The 17,924-nt window shown below is 61.2% G+C and carries 18 protein-coding genes; 9 read left to right on the top strand and 9 right to left on the bottom strand.

Annotated features, from left to right (window positions below; genetic code table 11):
* Window positions 1-54: 54 nt before the first annotated feature.
* Window positions 55-1,455: a methyl-accepting chemotaxis protein gene (locus CVE41_RS00225; RefSeq protein ID WP_100258868.1), complete on the top strand. Its 1,401-nt coding sequence runs from the start codon at window positions 55-57 to the stop codon at window positions 1,453-1,455.
* A gap of 76 nt (window positions 1,456-1,531) precedes the next feature.
* On the opposite strand, the gene CVE41_RS00220 is transcribed toward CVE41_RS00225, so the two are convergent.
* Window positions 1,532-2,398 (bottom strand): AAA family ATPase, encoded by an 867-nt coding sequence (locus CVE41_RS00220; protein ID WP_100258867.1) that lies wholly within the window; start codon window positions 2,396-2,398, stop codon window positions 1,532-1,534.
* A gap of 99 nt (window positions 2,399-2,497) precedes the next feature.
* Here CVE41_RS00220 and CVE41_RS00215 point away from each other — a divergent pair, with 99 nt between their 5' ends.
* Window positions 2,498-3,727: a bifunctional alpha/beta hydrolase/OsmC family protein gene (locus CVE41_RS00215; RefSeq protein WP_100258866.1), complete on the top strand. Its 1,230-nt coding sequence runs from the start codon at window positions 2,498-2,500 to the stop codon at window positions 3,725-3,727.
* On the opposite strand, the gene CVE41_RS00210 is transcribed toward CVE41_RS00215, so the two are convergent.
* From CVE41_RS00210 to CVE41_RS00200, 3 genes are all read right to left on the bottom strand, one after another.
* The gene (locus tag CVE41_RS00210; RefSeq protein ID WP_100258865.1) at window positions 3,724-4,101 is read right to left on the bottom strand and encodes a hypothetical protein; all 378 of its coding nucleotides are present in this window, start codon (window positions 4,099-4,101) and stop codon (window positions 3,724-3,726) included. The genes CVE41_RS00215 and CVE41_RS00210 overlap by 4 nt on opposite strands.
* A complete protein-coding gene (gene parE, locus CVE41_RS00205) occupies window positions 4,094-6,070 on the bottom strand; it encodes a DNA topoisomerase IV subunit B (protein WP_100258864.1) in 1,977 nt (658 codons plus the stop codon). Before parE ends, CVE41_RS00210 begins: the two co-directional genes overlap by 8 nt.
* Before the next feature lie 62 nt (window positions 6,071-6,132).
* Entirely contained in the window at window positions 6,133-7,275 is a 1,143-nt protein-coding gene (locus CVE41_RS00200; protein ID WP_232725727.1) for a penicillin-binding protein activator, read from the bottom strand.
* 37 nt (window positions 7,276-7,312) lie between these two features.
* On the opposite strand from CVE41_RS00200, the gene rsmI reads away from it, so the two are divergent.
* The 3 genes from rsmI to gshB are packed head-to-tail and all read left to right on the top strand — an operon-like array spanning window position 7,313 to window position 9,495.
* Window positions 7,313-8,170, top strand: coding sequence for a 16S rRNA (cytidine(1402)-2'-O)-methyltransferase (gene rsmI, locus CVE41_RS00195; RefSeq protein WP_232725726.1), 858 nt, complete (start codon window positions 7,313-7,315; stop codon window positions 8,168-8,170).
* Window positions 8,167-8,517, top strand: a complete 351-nt coding sequence (locus CVE41_RS00190) for a YraN family protein (RefSeq protein WP_100258861.1) — start codon at window positions 8,167-8,169, stop codon at window positions 8,515-8,517. The genes rsmI and CVE41_RS00190 overlap by 4 nt, the downstream gene beginning before the upstream one ends.
* Window positions 8,518-8,526: 9 nt before the next feature.
* Window positions 8,527-9,495 carry a glutathione synthase gene (gene gshB / locus CVE41_RS00185; protein WP_100258860.1) on the top strand — a complete coding sequence of 323 codons (969 nt, stop codon included), beginning with the start codon at window positions 8,527-8,529 and terminating at the stop codon, window positions 9,493-9,495.
* On the opposite strand, the gene CVE41_RS00180 is transcribed toward gshB, so the two are convergent.
* Together CVE41_RS00180 and hemW are read right to left on the bottom strand one after the other, a co-directional pair.
* The gene (locus CVE41_RS00180; protein ID WP_100258859.1) at window positions 9,496-10,392 is read right to left on the bottom strand and encodes a tyrosine recombinase XerC; all 897 of its coding nucleotides are present in this window, start codon (window positions 10,390-10,392) and stop codon (window positions 9,496-9,498) included.
* Entirely contained in the window at window positions 10,389-11,543 is a 1,155-nt protein-coding gene (hemW, locus tag CVE41_RS00175) for a radical SAM family heme chaperone HemW (protein ID WP_100258858.1), read from the bottom strand. Before hemW ends, CVE41_RS00180 begins: the two co-directional genes overlap by 4 nt.
* 47 nt (window positions 11,544-11,590) lie before the next feature.
* Here hemW and CVE41_RS00170 point away from each other — a divergent pair, with 47 nt between their 5' ends.
* Window positions 11,591-12,172, top strand: coding sequence for a CAP domain-containing protein (locus CVE41_RS00170; RefSeq protein ID WP_100258857.1), 582 nt, complete (start codon window positions 11,591-11,593; stop codon window positions 12,170-12,172).
* Here the strand turns inward: CVE41_RS00170 and rdgB are convergent.
* Both rdgB and rph read right to left on the bottom strand, forming a co-directional pair.
* Window positions 12,169-12,795, bottom strand: coding sequence for an RdgB/HAM1 family non-canonical purine NTP pyrophosphatase (rdgB, locus tag CVE41_RS00165; protein WP_100258856.1), 627 nt, complete (start codon window positions 12,793-12,795; stop codon window positions 12,169-12,171). The two genes, CVE41_RS00170 and rdgB, sit on opposite strands and share 4 nt — an antisense overlap.
* On the bottom strand, window positions 12,792-13,508 hold the full coding sequence (gene rph, locus CVE41_RS00160) for a ribonuclease PH (RefSeq protein WP_090483049.1): 717 nt from the start codon (window positions 13,506-13,508) through the stop codon (window positions 12,792-12,794). The genes rdgB and rph overlap by 4 nt, the downstream gene beginning before the upstream one ends.
* Window positions 13,509-13,592: 84 nt before the next feature.
* Between rph and hrcA the strand changes: the two genes are divergently transcribed.
* The 3 genes from hrcA (at window position 13,593) to CVE41_RS00145 (ending at window position 17,014) form a co-directional block, all read left to right on the top strand.
* Window positions 13,593-14,636, top strand: coding sequence for a heat-inducible transcriptional repressor HrcA (hrcA, locus tag CVE41_RS00155; RefSeq protein WP_100258855.1), 1,044 nt, complete (start codon window positions 13,593-13,595; stop codon window positions 14,634-14,636).
* A 75-nt stretch (window positions 14,637-14,711) separates the two neighbouring features.
* Window positions 14,712-15,248 (top strand): nucleotide exchange factor GrpE, encoded by a 537-nt coding sequence (grpE, locus tag CVE41_RS00150; RefSeq protein ID WP_408633974.1) that lies wholly within the window; start codon window positions 14,712-14,714, stop codon window positions 15,246-15,248.
* Window positions 15,249-15,268: 20 nt separating this feature from the next.
* Window positions 15,269-17,014, top strand: coding sequence for a DUF885 domain-containing protein (locus tag CVE41_RS00145; protein WP_100258853.1), 1,746 nt, complete (start codon window positions 15,269-15,271; stop codon window positions 17,012-17,014).
* 6 nt (window positions 17,015-17,020) lie between these two features.
* On the opposite strand, the gene CVE41_RS00140 is transcribed toward CVE41_RS00145, so the two are convergent.
* Window positions 17,021-17,824, bottom strand: a complete 804-nt coding sequence (locus tag CVE41_RS00140; protein WP_157799340.1) for a hypothetical protein — start codon at window positions 17,822-17,824, stop codon at window positions 17,021-17,023.
* Between the last annotated feature and the right edge of the window lie 100 nt (window positions 17,825-17,924).

Genomic DNA, 17,924 nt, shown 5'->3' with positions numbered 1-17,924 from the left:
AACCACTTCCGTTTAGACCCCTCCCGCAGAACGGGGACAAAGGGATCGTATCTGATGGAACTTAGCGTTGTTGATGCTTCGAAAGCGGCGAGCATCGAGTCGATTCCGGAGGCGTGCGGCAAGGTCACGGTCGGGTGTTCCGATGTGGCCGGCATTGTGCAGGCGGTGATCGACAGCTCCGGCATCCTGCGTGCCGAGCATGCTGAACTCCAGGGCACAGTCCACGAACTCGAAAAAGACCAACGCAAGGTTGCCGAGGCTTCCGACGAAGCGCGCCTCCTGTCCGCTCGCGCGATCGAGCGGTTGGGGCAGGGCACCACGCAGATCCAGTCGTCCCTGAGCCAGATCACCAACCTCCTCGACCTCGTCGAAACGCTGGCGACCCATGTCACCGGTTTCGCTGCGGCGATGGACCAGGTTAAGCGCTGTTCTCAGGACATCGAGCAGATCGCCGAGACCACCAATATCCTCGCCCTCAACGCGACCATCGAAGCGATGCGTGCAGGCGAAGCAGGCCGCACTTTTGCAGTGGTCGCCAACGAGGTGAAGTCGCTGGCGGGTGAAACACGCAAGGCGACGGATGAGATTTCGGACGTGATCGAAACACTCGGCACCGAAGCTGCGACCGTGATCGAGCGTATCGAAGCAGGCGCCAAGGCTTCGAACGAGGCCAAGAGCTCGGTCGCGAGCATCGATGCGACGATTTCGGGCGTCTCCCAGCTGGTCGAGGAAGTCGACCAGCAGAATGACCAGATCGCGCGTGCAACGGGCATGATGACGGAGCACGTGGACCGTGTCTCGGCCGTCATCGAAAGCTTCGACCGCGCAGCGAGCGAGAACGAGAACAAGCTGGCGACCGCACACGATCGCATGGAAGAACTCGAACTGACCGCGAGCGACATGTTCGACAAGCTGGTGAAGGCGGGCCTCTCGCCGCAGGACAGCCAGCTGGTCGAGCGCGCCATCGATCACGCGAAGAACCTCGCCCGCGTCGCCGAAGAGGCGATCGAGAAGGGCGAGCTCACGATGGAGCAGTTCTTCGATACGGATTACAGGGAAGTGCCGGGCACGAACCCGCAACTCTTCCGCAACAAGCTCAGTGACTGGGCCGATCGCAACTGGCGCCCGATAATCGATTCGGTGGTGGCAGAGGGCGGCCCGATCATGATGTGCTCGCCTGCCGACATGAACGGTTTCCTGCCCACCCATGTCTCGGATCGGTCGCGCAAGCCTACCGGCGACCTGACGCATGATACAAAATACTGCCGCAACGGCCGCATCATGCTCGAAGGTGTGGATGTCGCCGCGAAGAAGAGCACCGATCCCTATATGATGGCGGTATATCGCCAGGAAGGTGACGGGAAGAACTACGTGGTCGTGCGCAACGTTTATGTGCCGCTGATCATCAACGGTCGTCGCTGGGGTGACAGCGAACTGGCTTACTCGCTCGACTAAACGACATACCCCAAGAGAAAAGGGCGCGCTCCGATTGCGGAACGCGCCCTTTTCGGTGTTCGGCGTAGCCTGAAATTTACGGTTGGCGGCGCGCCATGAATGCGAGCCGTTCGAACATCATCACGTCCTGCTCGTTCTTCAGCAGCGCTCCGTGAAGCGGCGGGATCGCGCTGTTCGGATTGCTGTCCTGTAGCACGTCGAGCGGCATGTCTTCGTTGAGCAACAGCTTGAGCCAGTCCAGCAATTCGCTGGTGCTCGGCTTCTTCTTCAGACCGGGCACTTCGCGCAGCTCGTAGAAGATCTCCATCGCCTTGGAGACGAGGTTCTTCTGGATGCCCGGATAGTGGACTTCGATGATGTCCCGCATCGTGTCGCGATCGGGGAACTTGATGTAGTGGAAGAAACAGCGGCGCAGGAAAGCGTCGGGCAGTTCCTTCTCGTTGTTCGAAGTGATGACGACGATCGGGCGTTCCTGAGCCTCGATCTGCTCATGCGTTTCGTAAACGTCGAAGCTCATGCGATCGAGTTCCTGCAAGAGGTCGTTCGGAAACTCGATGTCCGCCTTGTCGATTTCGTCGATCAGCAGGACGGGAAGCTCTGGCGAAGTGAACGCCTCCCACAGCTTGCCCTTCTTGATGTAGTTCGAGATGTCATGGACCCGCTCGTCACCGAGCTGGCCGTCGCGCAGGCGAGCAACCGCATCGTACTCGTAAAGGCCCTGCTGCGCCTTTGTCGTCGACTTGACGTTCCATTCGATCATCGGAGCGCCGAGCGCCTTCGAAATTTCGTGCGCCAGCACGGTCTTGCCGGTGCCGGGCTCACCCTTGACGAGTAGCGGGCGGCGCAGCGTCACCGCGGCGTTCACCGCGACCTTCAGGTCTTCGGTGGCAATATAGGAACTGGTACCTTCGAAACGGGTCTGGTCGGTCGAATTTTCGGACATGGGTTTTCCCTTGCAACTTGTGCGATGCGTTAGGGCTAGGGCACGCTTAGGGCAAGGGGGCGTTGTAACACTTGCATCCCCAAGGACGAAGGAGGGTACATGCCGACCGAAAACCTGACGATTGCCACCGATGCGGGTCATGACCTGACCGGCTCGCTCGAAATGCCGACCGGGCTCGTGCGGGGGGCGGCACTGTTTGCCCATTGCTTCACCTGCACAAAACAGAGCCGGGCTGCGGTGGCGGTTGCGCGCGCATTGGCCCGCGAGGGGATTGCGACGCTGCGTTTCGACTTTACCGGCCTCGGCGGAAGCGGCGGTGAATTCGGCAGGGCCGGATTTGCTGCGGACGTTTCCGATCTCGTCGCAGCTGGCGCATATATGGTCGAGCGATTCCAGCAACCGATCCTGCTCGTGGGGCATAGCCTTGGCGGAGCAGCCGTCCTGGCTGCTTCAGACGAAATCGGCACTGACCAAGTCGCGGCCATTGCCACGATCGGCGCACCTTCCGATGTTCCGCATGTTTTGCGCAATATCGACGGTGATATCGAGGCTATCCGAAGCAAAGGTGAAGGCGAGGTGCGGATCGGCGGGCAGGAATTCTGCCTCGGACGAGAATTCCTGGAGCGGGTCGAGAATATCGACCTGCTCGAAGAGGTGAAGCGTCTCAGGAAGCCTCTCCTGTTCCTGCATTCCCCGACCGACGCCATCGTCGGGGTGGAACACGCCAGCGCGCTATTCCAGGCGGCCAAGCATCCGAAGAGCTTCGTCAGCCTGGAGGGTGCAGATCACTTGCTACTGCAGGAAGAAGACGCCGACTTTGCGGCTCGGGTCATCGCGGGATGGGCCCATCGCTACCTTCCGCTGCGGGAGGACTGGCCCATGCCGCAGGAGGGCATCGTCGCCTGCACCGGTCACGGGAAATTCGGCACAGAGGTGCACACCGTCTCGCACCAGTTCATTGCCGACGAGCCGAAGAGCTACGGCGGCGACGACAGTGGACCGACGCCGTACGACCTTCTCAATGCCGCCCTGGGCACGTGCACGGCGATGACGATGAAGATGTATGCGGATCGCAAGAAATGGCCGCTGGAAGGTGTCAGTGTCCACGTGACGCATGAACGCAAGCACGAAGAAGAGTGCGACCACGTGGAGGCTATGCAGGAAGGCAAGCAGATGCAGGCCCTCAACAGGGTGATCTCGATCCGCGGCGACGCCCTCGACGATGAACAGAGGGCCCGGCTGCTGGAGATTGCGGACAAGTGCCCGGTCCATCGGACTCTCGAGGGCGAACTGCATGTCCACACCCGCATGGGCGATGCAGAGATCTAGCCGAGCATCGACAGTGCGGTAATGCCGAAAAAGAATGCGAGCATGAGACCCGTGGCCCACTGCCATGGTTTCGCCGCGCCAGACATTCCGCGATCCCTGGTGAATTGCCAGATCATTCCGCTGATCAGGAGGGCGATTGCCACGACAGCAAGTCGTGGAAGACCGAACAGGCCCCAGAAAAGCATGACGGTGGCGGGCTGTGCCACCACTTGCAGGACAAGCGCTCCTGCAAACCAGGCAATGGGGATGGGCCGGTAGGCAGCGTCCGATGCGTACCAATCGGGAAGGGCAGTATCTGTCCGGGCGATCCGGCGGTCGCCGGCCATCACATCGCCTTCCTTGGTTCCGTCCGGCTCTTCCTCGTCGTCAGGCATCGATCATTTCGCGGTCGAACTCACCGGCATTGTTCTGGATGAAATTGAACCGATGCTCTGGATTGCGGCCCATGAGTTGGTCCACCAGTTCCTTGACCTTGGCGCGGTCTTCGAATTCCGGAGGCAGGGTGATGCGGATCAGAGAACGTGTCTCCGGGTTCATGGTCGTTTCGCGAAGCTGTTGAGGGTTCATCTCGCCCAAGCCCTTGAAGCGGCCGACATCGACCTTCTTGCCCTTGAATACCGTCTCTTCCAGCTCCTTGCGATGCTCGTCGTCACGGGCATAGCGGCTCTCCTTGCCGGCGGTTAGGCGGTAGAGCGGCGGCTGGGCAAGGTAGAGATGACCGTTGCGCACGATATCGGTCATCTCCTGGAAGAAGAACGTCATGAGCAGCGTGGCGATGTGCGCGCCGTCGACATCGGCGTCGGTCATAATGATGATACGGTCGTAGCGCAGGTTCTCCGCGTCGCAATCCTTGCGGGTCCCGCAACCCATCGCCAGGCTCAGGTCGGCGATTTCGCTATTGGCGCGGATCTTGTCGGCAGTTGCACTTGCGACGTTCAGGATCTTGCCGCGAATGGGAAGGATGGCCTGCGTCTTGCGGTTGCGGGCCTGCTTGGCGCTGCCGCCTGCCGAATCCCCCTCGACGATGAACAGCTCCGTTTCGCCGTCGCCGTCGCCGCTGCAATCGGTCAGCTTGCCAGGAAGGCGGAGCTTCTTCGCATTCGTCGCGGTCTTGCGCTTGATTTCGCGTTCCTGCTTGCGACGCAGGCGCTCGTCCATCCGCTCCATGACCTGGCCAAGCAGAGCCTTGCCGCGGTCCATGTTGTCGGAAAGGAAATGATCGAAGTGATCGCGAACCGCATTCTCGACCAGCCGGACGGCATCGGGCGAAGTCAGGCGATCTTTCGTCTGGCTCTGGAATTGCGGGTCGCGAACGAAAACGGACAGCATGACTTCCGCACCGTTCATCACGTCGTCTGCGGTGAGATCTTTCGCTTTCTTGGTGCCAGTGAGTTCGCCGAACGCCCTGAGGCCCTTGGTCAGGGCCGCGCGCAGGCCTTGCTCATGCGTACCGCCATCGGGTGTCGGCACGGTGTTGCAATACCAGCTAGTCGACCCGTCGGAAAACAGCGGCCAGGCGATAGCCCATTCGACACGGCCTTGCTCATCGGGAAAGTCCTGGTTTCCGGCAAAGGGTTGTGCGGTAACGCATTCGCGTCCGCCCAGCTGTTCTGCAAGGTGATCTGCGAGGCCGCCGGGAAATTTGAAAACGGCTTCTGCCGGAACATCTTCGCTGACCAGGGCGTCAGCGCATTTCCAGCGGATTTCGACGCCAGCGAAGAGATAGGCTTTCGATCGAGCGAGCTTGAACAGGCGTTTCGGTTTGAACGCACGGTCCCCGAAGATCTCGGTATCGGGGGTGAAGCTGACGGTGGTGCCCCGCCGGTTCGGGATGGCGCCTAGCTCCTGAAGTTTTCCGGTGGGATGCCCCTTGGAAAACTCCTGCGCGTAAAGCTGCTTGTCGCGAGCGACCTCGACGCGAGTATAGTCGGACAGGGCGTTGACTACGGATACGCCAACCCCGTGCAAGCCGCCGCTGGTTGCATAGGCCTTGCCAGAGAACTTCCCGCCCGAGTGCAGGGTGGTGAGAATGACCTCTAGCGTGGATTTTCCCGGGTATTTCGGGTGCTCTGCAACGGGGATGCCGCGGCCATTGTCGCTGATGGTGACCTTGTTGCCTTCGTCCAGCCGGATTTCGATCCTGCTGGCATGGCCCGCAACCGCTTCGTCCATCGCGTTGTCGAGCACCTCGGCGACGAGGTGATGCAGGGCGCGATCGTCGGTCCCGCCGATATACATGCCCGGGCGCCGGCGCACCGGTTCGAGACCTTCGAGGACCTCGATGGAGGATGCGTCGTAATCGCCGCTCGATGTGGGGGTATTTTCGAAAAGATCGTCGGACATGGTGACTGCTATATCGCGCGCGAATCCACGCGCACAAGCACTGTCCGCATGTTATCCGCCCATCAGAAGCCGGCAGGTGCACTCGAAACGGTGATTATCCCGCCATCGCTGACAGCGCGGACCTCCATCGCTCGTTCGACGATACCGTTCCGTTGGAACCGAAATGGGCCATCCATCCCGTCGAAGCCGCCCGACTGGAACAGGACATTGCTAGGGAAATCGCGGCCGACCGGCCAATCGCGTGCAGCGCGCAAGGTGAGAAGAACGGCATCATATCCAAGCGTGGCCACCCGATAGGGTTGGCTTCCGAAGCGTGCTTCGTAACTTGTGACGAACCCAGCGTAGCGCCCGTCGGACACCGCAGAGAACAAGGCTCCTTCGAGCTCAGCCACCCGCAGGAGCGCGCTTTCCCCGGCCCATCTCTCAGTACCGAGGATCCGCAAGGACGGTGACGCGATGGCCTGGCCGCCGCGGATCGAAGGGGTTCCGCCATCGGCGATAAGGACCGTGTCGAACCCACCCATGGCCTTGAGCCTTCCGGCCGCACTGACGACCGAGGTGTTCGACCGCGAATAGCGCTCGGTAGCGATCAGTCGCCCGCCGTAGGATGAAAGTGCGGATCGCAGCGCCGCTTCCGCGCGCAGTCCGTATTCGGAATCAGGGGCAAGCACGGCAAACGTATTCGCACCCTGCTCGCGAGCATACTCCACGCTGCGATCGATGGACTGTTCCGGAATGTGGCCCATGATGAACACACCGGGCCCAGCGACAGTAGTGTCGTTGGAAAAACTGATGATCGGCACATTCGACGCAGCTGCCGCCGAGCGAACGGTTGCCACATTGCTTCCCAACAGGGGGCCAAGGATAAGCCGGTTGCCGTCTGCAAGCGCATCGTTCGTCGCTGCCATAGCGCCGCGCGCAGTGTCGTACGTCGTGATCCGGATATTGTCGGCATTCGTGTCCAGCAGGGCCATCGTCGTCGCATTCGCGATCGATTGGCCAACCATACCGTTGTCTCCCGACATCGGGACGAGCAGCGCAACGCGGTGCCGTTCGCCGTCCTGTGGCAAAGCCGTTGCGCTAGGTTCCGGAGTAGGCGTGGGCGGCGCGGGTTCCGCCGTCTTGGGAATGATCGCACAGCCCGAAAGTGCCACCGCGCCCAAAGCTGCGATCGCACCGCGCCGGTTCATAAATGCCTGCATCATCCTTGCCGCGTCCCTCTTTGCTGGTCATGGAAGGCATGTGAGCGAACCCGCATCCCCTGCGCCTGACCAAAGTCTTACACCCGGTCTCTATCTGGTTGCCACCCCTATCGGCAATCTGGGCGACATAACGATGCGCGCGGTAGATATCCTGCGCCGATGCGACGGGGTCGCCTGCGAAGATACGCGGGTCACGGGCAAGCTGCTCAAGCACCTCGGCATCTCGAAACCGATGTGGCGCTATGATGATCATAGCGAGCATCGCGATCGTACAAGGCTGGTCGAATCCATGCGGACGAGGGCGGTTGCCCTGGTGAGCGATGCCGGTACGCCCATGGTAAGCGATCCGGGCTATCGACTGGTCAACGACTGCCGGGAGCAGGGAATAGAGGTGACCAGTATCCCCGGTCCGTGCGCCGCCGTGGTCGGACTGACCCTTTCAGGCCTGCCGAACGACCGCTTCCTGTTTGCGGGTTTTCTCCCATCGAAGGATAAAGGACGCAGGGAAACGCTTGAGGAGCTTGCGTCGATCGACGCAACGCTGGTGTTTTACGAGACCGCGCCGCGGCTCCTCAAAACGCTGGCCACCATCGAGGAAGTCCTGCCCAAGCGCGAAATTGCGGTGGCCCGCGAATTGACGAAGCTTCACGAAGAATGCCGGCGTGGCTTCGCCTCGGGCCTCATGGCCTATTACGATGCCCATCCACCCCGTGGCGAGATCGTGCTGCTCGTCGGTCCGCCTCAGGCGGTGCAGGCAAACGAGGCCGACGCCGACGATATGCTGCGCGAGGCGCTGACGACGATGAAGCCTTCGCAAGCTGCCGGTCACGTGGCCAAGGCGACCGGACTCGATCGCAAGGCTCTCTACACCCGGGCCATGGGTCTCAAGGCGGAATGAAGCGGCAAACTGCCGAACGGAACGGTAGGGATGGTGAGGCGAGGGCGGCCTTCTGGCTGCGCGCCAAGGGCTGGCACATCCTCGACCAGCGGGTGAAAACGAGGGCAGGCGAAATCGATCTCGTAGCCAAACGAGGAAACCTCGTGGCTTTCATCGAAGTAAAATGGCGTAGCAAACGCACCGAACTCGACAATGCCATCGACGAGAGGCGGCTGGCGCGCGTGGCTGCGGCCACCGAATCCGTCGCGCATCGCTATGCCGCAAATGGCGAGGACATACGCGTAGACGTGATCCTGCTTGCGCCCGGGGCATTCCCCCGCCACATCGCCAACGCCTGGCAACCTTAGGAGATCGCAATGGGCCTGCGTGTCGCCGTCCAGATGGACCCGCTCGAAAGCATCAATATCGCTGGCGACAGCAGCTTTGCGCTAATGCTGGCTGCTCAGGCGCGGGGTCACGAGGTTTGGCACTACGACGTCACCTCGCTTGCCTACGAAAGCGACGGCACGCCTGCTGGTCGCATTACCGCCCATGCCGCGCCGGTCACCGTCAAGCGCGTCGAAGGCGATCACTTCACGGCAGGCGAAAGGCGCAGGATCGACCTGGCGAAAGATATCGACGTCATCCTGATGCGGCAGGATCCCCCCTTCCACCTCGGTTACATCAGCTCGGCGCTGCTGCTGGATCGGCTCAAGGGCACCACCCTGGTGATCAACGATCCGCGTGAAGTCGTGAATGCTCCCGAAAAGATGTTTGTCCTCGATTACGCCCGGTTCATGCCCCCGACGATGATCGCGCGGCATCTCGACGACTTGCGAGCTTTCCAGCAGAAGCACGGATCGGTCGTCATCAAGCCGCTTCACGGCAATGGCGGTAAGGCGATTTTCCGGCTGGACGAGGCGGGTACCAACCTGTCCGCGCTGAGCGAGGTTTTCGACCTCACCTGGCCAGAACCGCACATGATCCAGCCATTCCTCCCCGAAGTGAGCGAAGGCGACAAGCGGATCGTCCTCGTCGATGGGGAATTTGCAGGTGCAATCAATCGCTTCCCGGGGGAAGGTGAGTTTCGTTCGAATCTCGCTCAGGGTGGCCATGCCGAAGCCACGGAGCTCTCCGAGCGGGAGGAAGAGATTTGCGCGGCGATGGGTCCCGAGCTCAAGAAGAGGGGCCTGGTCTTCGTCGGCATCGATGTGATCGGCGGCAAGTACCTGACCGAAATTAATGTCACGTCCCCGACGGGGATCGTCGCGATCGACAAGTTCAACGGGACCGATACACCCGCGCTGATCTGGGATGCCATCGAGCGACGTCACGCCGCTATGTAATCAGTCGCGGTCGCGTGGATGTGCGTTGCGATAGGTGTCGAGCAGACTGGCGGCATCGACCTTCGTATAGATTTGTGTCGAGCCAAGGCTGGCATGACCGAGCAGCTCCTGCAGGCTGCGCAGATCCGCTCCTGCGCCAAGCAAATGGGTCGCAAAGCTATGCCTCAGCGCGTGCGGTGTAGCAGTGTCCGGAAGTCCCAGCGCCTTGCGTGCCCGGGCGGTCGCTTTCTGGATAACTCCTTGCGAAAGCGCGCCGCCTTTCACCCCACGGAACAGGGGATCGCGCGGCCCAAGCGGCCAGGGATTGAGGGCGCAATATTCCGCAATCGCATCCCGTACTAGCGGGAGGATTGGCACGGTCCTTTGCTTGCTACCCTTGCCTGTAACCGTGAGCGTCTCACCAAGAGGCAGGTCGGAGCCTGTGAGCGACAGGGCCTCGGCGATGCGCAAGCCAGAGCCATACAGCAGAAGCAGGACCGCACGGTCGCGCGCGCCGACCCAATCTTCCATCGCCATCGCTTCGACCGTTTCAGCCAACCCCATCGCATCATCCGGCGAAACAGGACGCGGCAGACCCTTCTTGAGACGCGGGCCTCTTAGACGCGGAGCCTGCGTGACGTCGTGACCCGTCTGCGCCTTAGCGAACGACACGAAACCCTTCAGGGCGGAAAGCTCGCGTGCAGTCGAGGCATTGGACAGACCATCGCTGCGGCGTGACGCCAGATGACTTCGCAACTCTGCAGCAGTCAGTGCGGCAACCTGATCGAACGTATCGAATTCGCGGCGGGACATGAGCCGCTCTGCTGCCTTGGCATAGGCGCGCACGGTATGGTCGGAGCGCCGCTGTGCCAGCGACAGATGGTCGTGCCAGGCCTGAAGGCAATCCGCCTTGGTCATCCGGTCACGAGGTCCTCTGAAACGAGCTCTCCCAGCAGGGCGTCGAGCAAGGGCATCCCAGCTTCGGTGACGCCAATCCTCTCTGCATTCTTCCAGACGAGGCCGAGATCACGATAGAGGCGCAACTTGGCGTCATCGATCATCGCAGCCTGCGTGACGTCGAAGCGGCGGGAAAGCGCGTCAATATCGATACCTTCTGCCAACCGCAGGCCCATGAGCAGGGCTTCAGAGGCTTGTTCACGCGATGATAGCGTACGGCTCTCCGATATGCCCGAACCTTCGCGTTCGATTGCGGCAAGATAGTTTTCGGGCTTCTTGTGGCGAAGCGTCGCACTGCTTTCCCGCCGTCCATGTGCGCCAGGACCGATGCCCAGGTAATCCTGGTATCGCCAATATGTCAGATTGTGTCGGCTTTCCTGCCCGGGCCGCGCATGATTGCTGATTTCATAGGCTGGAAGCCCGGCGGCGGAGGTCATCTCCCGCGTCATGGTGAAGAGATCTGCTGCCGGGTCGTTGTCCAGCGGCGTGAACACACCGCGCCGGACATCGGTTGCAAAGCGTGTCGTCGGCTCAATCGTCAGCTGGTACAGTGATAGGTGATCGGTGCCGAGCGCCAGTGCTTCCGACAATTCCCGCCGCCACTCTGTTTCGGTCTGATCGGGGCGGGCGTAGATAAGATCGATGGAAACGCGCTCGAAGTGGGTCTGAGCAGTTTCGAGAGCGTGGATAGCTTCCTCGGCGCCATGCAACCTACCCAAAAACCGGAGCGTTTCGTCCCGCAGTGACTGAACGCCAAGTGACACGCGGTTCACGCCGGCGGTGGCGAGCGCAGCGAAATTGGCTGCCTCGACCGACGATGGATTGCCCTCAAGCGTGATCTCGATGCCATTGTCGAAGCCCCATATTTCCTCCGCTTCCTTGAGGAGGTTTTCAACCAGAGCAGGCGGCATCAAGGAAGGAGTTCCCCCGCCAAAAAAGATACTTGCAAGCTTTTCCTGAGAATTGTTCTGCGCTGCCTCCGCTCTCATGTCGCTGAGCAGCGCGCGCTCCCAGACGGCCATATCCGTCCGATTGCGGACGTGGCTGTTGAAGTCGCAATATGGGCATTTCGCGAGGCAAAAAGGCCAGTGGATGTAGAGGGCTTTGGCCAAGGGGCGCTTTCATTGAAAATTAAGGCAGCTCCGGTCTAACCGAAGGTATGGAAGGCATGAAACTCTACGCGACAGCTATCGCCGCATTGGGACTGCTATGTGCCACGGGTGTCGGTGTCGCTGCAAGCGCTGGCGGCGCTGCTACCTCGTCAGCCACGGTGCGTGAGCATCGAGCGCACGATGCCGCAACCGATCGCCATGCCGGGCGCATTCTTCATCTTCATAACCGCGAACGCGAGCAGTTGGGACTCCCGATGCTTCGCTGGAGTCCGCAGCTTGCGCTTGAAGCGAAGGAATGGGGTCACAAGCTTGCCCGCAAAGGACGCCTCGAGCACGCCGATGCATCGGTGCGCAGCGGTACGGGCGAGAACCTCTGGATGGGGACCGCAGACGCTTGGCCTGTCGACACGATGGTCGGCATGTTCATAGACGAAAAACGCCATTATCGGCACGGCCGTTTTCCCGAAATTTCGCGTACCGGTCAATGGGCCGACGTCGCGCATTACACGCAGGTGATCTGGCGCGATACACAGGAGGTCGGCTGCGCGGTCGTTACCGACCGGGGTTGGGATGTCCTCGTTTGCCGCTATTACCCGGCGGGCAATGTCTGGGGACGCATGGCGTATTAGCCGAACTGCTCCGCCACCAGTTTCGCAAATGCATCGGCACGGTGGCTGATGGCGTGTTTTTCTTCGGGCGGTATCTCCGCAAAGGTCAGGTCGCGTCCGTCGGGGACAAATACCGGATCATAACCGAAACCCATCTCGCCTCGCGGAGGCCAGGTCAGCGTGCCGGGTGCCGTTCCCTCGTAGACCGCCCGCTCACCGTCTGGCCAGGCAAGTGCCAGGACGCAATGGAATGCGCATGAGCGATCCACATCCGCCCCTTTTTCCTGAAGCATGCCCTCGACCTTGCCCATCGCCATGTACCAGTCACGCCCCGGCTCGCCTTCGAAATGCTGCCGTTCGGCCCAATCGGCCGTGTACACGCCCGGGCGCCCGTCCAGTGCATCGACCGAAAGCCCGCTGTCGTCGGCGAGAGCGGGCAGGCCAGACGCCTCTGCGGCTGCGCGAGCCTTGAGCAAGGCGTTCTGAACATAGGTCGTACCTGTCTCGGGCGGTTCGGGCAGGCCGAGCGATCCCGCCGAGATGCACTTCACTCCGTAAGGAGCGAGCAGGGCCGAAATTTCCTTCAGCTTGCCTGCGTTGTGCGTGGCGATCACCAGGCTGCCCGAACCGAGCCGACGGGTCATTTGCGCGTTGCCTCGTCCTGTGCCTTGAACACTTGTGCGCAGCCCATTTGCGCCAGTCGGAGGAGGCGCAGGAAGGCTTCCTCGTCATAGGGCGCACCTTCGGCAGTGGCCTGTGCTTCGGCGATCTTGCCGCCTTCGATCAATACGAAGTTGGCGTCGGCGTCGGCGTTGCTGTCTTCGGGATAATCCAGGTCGAGCACCGGCGTACCCTTGTACACGCCGCAGGAAATCGCCGCGACCTTTGCAGTGATGGGGTCCTCCACGATGTCGCCCGATTTCATCAGGCCATCGACGGCCAGACGCAGCGCTACCCATGCGCCCGAGATCGAAGCGGTACGTGTGCCCCCATCCGCCTGGATGACATCGCAATCGAGGGTGATCTGACGCTCGCCCAGCTTCTTCATATCCACGACTGCACGCAAGCTGCGGCCGATAAGGCGCTGAATTTCCTGCGTCCGTCCGCTTTGCTTGCCCTTTGCCGCCTCGCGCTGTCCGCGCGTGTGCGTTGCGCGCGGGAGCATGGAGTATTCGCCGGTGACCCAGCCTTCTCCCTTGCCGCGAAGCCACGGCGGAATGCGTTCTTCGACGGATGCCGTGCACAGGACCCGCGTTTCGCCAAAGCTGATAAGGCAGCTGCCTTCAGCATGTTTGGTGTAGCCGGTCTCGATAGTGATTGCGCGCATTTCGTCGGGCGCGCGTCCTGAAGGTCGCATTCTAATCTCCAATTCAGTCGAATCTCGTGGGAGGCTTTGGCCGATGGGCCTTGAGGCCGCAAGTGGAGTGGTTAGATAGAGGGTATGAACGGCACCCCGCTTTCCGATCTTTCCGAGCGCGCCCGGGAAATCTTCCGCCTGGTCGTCGAGGGGTATCTCGACACCGGGACCCCTGTCGGCTCGAAAGCGCTTGCCGCAGATGGCGGGGTAAGCCTCTCGCCAGCTTCCATCCGCTCCGTCCTTGCGGAACTTGAACAACGCGGACTGCTTGCCGCGCCCCATACCAGTGCGGGCCGGATGCCTACGGAAAGCGGTCTGCGCCTGTTTGTTGACGCGATGATGCAGGTTGCCGAACCGACCGCGCAGGAGCGTGCGGCCATCGAGAAGCGGCTTGGGGAACCCGGCCCGATCGAGCGGGCATTGGAAGAGACCAGCGCGCTCCTTTCCGATCTTTCCGGGGCCGCAGGCATGGTCATGGTGCCGCGACGGGAGCCGCGCCTTTCGCAGGTGTCGCTCACCGCTCTCGATGCCAATCGCGTGCTGGCCGTCCTGGTAGGGGAGGATGGCCATGTCGAGAACCGCATCCTCACGGTCCCCACGGCGGTGCTTGGGGTTTCGCTCGAACAGGCGAGTAATTATCTGACGGCCCGTTCCTCCGGACGGACCCTCGCCGAGGCGGCGGCATTGGTGCAGCAAGAAATTACCGGTGGACGTAGCGCCCTGGACGAGGCCAGTCGCGATCTTGTGTCGCGCGGCATCGCTACCTGGACCACCGACACCGCGGAGCGCCCGGTTTTGATCGTGCGCGGACAGGCCAACCTGCTGGATGAGACCGCGCTGAGCGACATCGAGCGCGTCCGTTCCCTCCTGGACGACCTGGAAAACAAGCAATCGGTGGCGACTCTTCTGGAGAATGCGCGCGATGCCGACGCGATGAGGATATTCATCGGGAGTGAAAACCGGCTCTTCTCATTGTCCGGATCATCGGTCATCGCATCGCCCTATCGCGATCGGGACGGAAAGGTGGTCGGAGTGCTGGGGGTCATCGGGCCAACTCGGTTGAATTACGCCCGTGTCGTCCCCATGGTTGATTTCACGGCCCGTTCCTTGGGCAAAAGATTAGGCTGACAGGGTTTTAAAGTGAGCAACGAGAACACGAACGAACCGCAGGACAAGGCGGTCGACGAAGAAGTGGCGCGCGAGATGGAAGGCGTGCCGGAACATTTGCGTGATGACGGTGCCGAAGACGGTGCTTCCGACGAGGCTCTCGAAGAAGCGCTGGCTAGCCTGCGCGGCGATCTCGAGGCAGCAAAGCAGGATGCCCTCTATGCTCGTGCAGAAACGCAGAATGTGCGTCGGAGAATGGAAAAGGACGTGCAGGATGCCCGCAACTATGCGGCGACCGGTTTTGCACGCGACGTCCTGAGCGTAGCTGACAATCTGGCTCGCGCACTGGATGCCATTCCTGCCGAGCAGCGCGAAGACGAAAAGCTCAAGGGCTTTATCGCCGGGATCGAAGCCACGCAGCGCGAGCTCGAGAAGGTGTTTCACCAGAACGGGATCACTCGCATTGCGGCCAAGGGCATGCCCCTCGACCCGAACCAGCATCAGGCAATGATGGAAATTCCGACCGACGAGGTCGATCCCGGTACCATCGTGCAGGAAATGCAGGCGGGCTACATGATCAAGGATCGATTGCTGCGTCCGGCCATGGTCGGCGTCGCCAAAAAGCCCGACTAAGCGAAAGAAGTGGATCGGCCATGAGAACTGCAATGCTTGGAGCGGCGGTTCTCATCGCTGCCATTTCACCGGCTACCGCGCAGGAAAGTCCAGACGAGCGTCTGACAGCGCTTGCGGACGCTTTTTACGACTATCAGCTTGCTACTTACGAACTGGTCGAAACCGATAGCGGTCAGACGCGGCAAGGCGATAGCCTGCCCTCGGTTACCCCCGCATCGCAGCATAGCCGGGCCGCGCGATACACCGATTTGTTAGATCAGTTGCAGGATCTGGAGAGCGAACAGCTCGGGAATGATGCGCGGACCAATGCGCTGGTCCTTCGAACCCTGCTCGAAGCAGAGATCGGCGATGCCCGGTTTGCCGAGTGGGAAATGCCGCTCAACAGCGATTCCAATTTCTGGTCTTACCTCGCCGGGCGCAGTCCCCTGACCTCCGTAGAGGAGTATGAAAACTACATCGGCCGCATGCGTGACTTGCCGCGATATTTCGCAGAGCACACGGCCAATGCGCGTGCCGGTCTGGATCGTGGCTTCAGCGTCCCCGCCGTCACTCTGGAAGGCCGCGATGCGTCGATCGAGGCATTCGTGGTCGATGTCCCTGAAACGAGCCCGTTCTGGAAGCCTTTCGAGGCAATGCCCGCATCCATTCCCGAAGACGAGCAGGAGCGTCTGCGACAAGAGGCGAGAACGGCCATCTCCCAACAGGTCACCCCAGCCTATGCGGCGCTTCTGAAATTCTTCCGCGATGACTACCTGACACGCGCCCGAGAGACGATCGGAGCCAGCGAATTTCCCGACGGCCAGGCATATTACGCCCAGCAAATCCGCCAGTACACGACGCTAGACCTTACCGCCGAGGAGATCCACGCAATCGGTCTGGAAGAGGTTGCGCGGATCACTGCGGGAATGGAGCGCGTGAAAGAGGCCGCCGGTTTTGACGGGACCTTGGCCGAATTCATCACCTTCCTGAGAACCGATCCGCAGTTCGTTGCCGATACGCCTGACGAATTGATGGGTGTTGCGGCTTACACGGCAAAACGTGTCGATGACCGGCTGAGCGATTTCTTCGGTTTCCTCCCTCGTTATCGGCACGGACTGCGACCTGTCGATCCCGCGATCGCGCCCTTCTACACTGCCGGAAGGGGCGGGCTTGAATACTGCCAGATCAACACGCACGACCTGCCTTCGCGCCCCGTTTACAACATCCCCGCGCTCACGATGCACGAATGCGCTCCGGGCCACAGTTTCCAGATGGCCCTTGCGCTGGAGCGCGACGACGCGCCTCGCTTCCGGCGCCAGACCTATTTTTCAGGTTTTGGCGAGGGGTGGGGCCTCTACACCGAGTACCTCGGCGAAGAGATGGGCATCTATCGCACGCCTTACGAGCGGTTCGGCAAGCTCAGCTACGAGATGTGGCGTGCCGCGCGCCTGGTCATCGATACGGGTATCCACCACTATGGCTGGACCCGCGAACGGGCCATCGATTACCTCGCCAGCCACACGGCGCTTTCAACTCGGGAAGTCGAAACCGAGATCGATCGATACATCAGCTGGCCGGGCCAGGCGTTGGCCTACAAACTCGGCGAGATGACGATACGCCGGGTTCGGGCTAAGGCCGAGGACGCGCTGGGTGACCGTTTCGAAATCCGCAAATTTCACGATGTGGTGCTGTCTTTGGGCTCCGTCCCGTTGCCGGCACTGGAAGCCCGCATCGACGCTTTCATTGCGGACGGAGGACAAGGTCTGGAAGGCGTTACCTACGACTGACGCATCTCAGCGGCACAGCGAGACATCGTTGAGATAGGCTTGCAGCACCTGTCGGCGGTCATCTGCCCACAAGCCAACCATCCTGTCATCCGGGCGAGGGCTGGTGGAAAACTGCACGGCTCTTGCCAGGAAGGTGCGCCCGTCGGCAGGACAGAAATCCTGCGCTCTCGACAGGTTCAGGAAATCGGTGACTGACTGGTATCGGGCCTGGACCTCGCGATCTTCGCGTCGGCGCTCTTCAAGACGCTCCTGCATCCTATCGTCGGTCGCCTCGCTGCGGCGCGCGTTATCGCGAAGGTTGTCGACGCGTGAAACTTCGGCACGGAAAGTATCCGAATTGCGTGGGTAGAAGCGCGCGAGGGGAGGGTTGGGTTCACTCGGCGTCTCGCGGTAATAGCGATCCACTCGCTTGGCATCGGTATCGTCATCGAGACCGGACCCGATCGCCGCTGCACCTATGGCCGCTGCACTTTCGGCCAGAGACGGATCTCCTTTAGGGCGTTCCGCAGTTTCCGCCACCGGCTCTGCAAGCAAAAGGTTGACCAGCATTGCTGCGTCGAAGCTGTCCTGCACCAACTCGTTCATCATGCAGGGATAGTACAGTCGGTCGCCGTCCACCCAAGCGAGCATCCGCTGGTTGGATGTGCAGCCGAAAGATACGATTTCGATTCCAGGAGAGGCTTGCCTGGCATCCGCAAGTGCCCGAGCGACGAGCTCTTCACCATTGGATGCGTCATCGGCAATTGCCGGCGCGCTGGCAAGCGAGAGAAGCGTTCCAGCCGCACAAGCAATCGAGCCGGAGCGTTTCATCTTTTCTTCTCCCACCTTGCGATCCAAATACTTTGAAGGTGCGACCTTGCATCATGCTGAACGGCCCGGCGGGTTTCGTCATTCCCTCCGGGCCGCACTG

Source organism: Qipengyuania seohaensis (genome assembly GCF_002795865.1).
GTDB lineage: Bacteria > Pseudomonadota > Alphaproteobacteria > Sphingomonadales > Sphingomonadaceae > Qipengyuania > Qipengyuania seohaensis.
The sequence above is the reverse complement of the archived record's forward strand: the minus strand, read 5'-3'. Positions and strand labels throughout refer to the sequence as shown.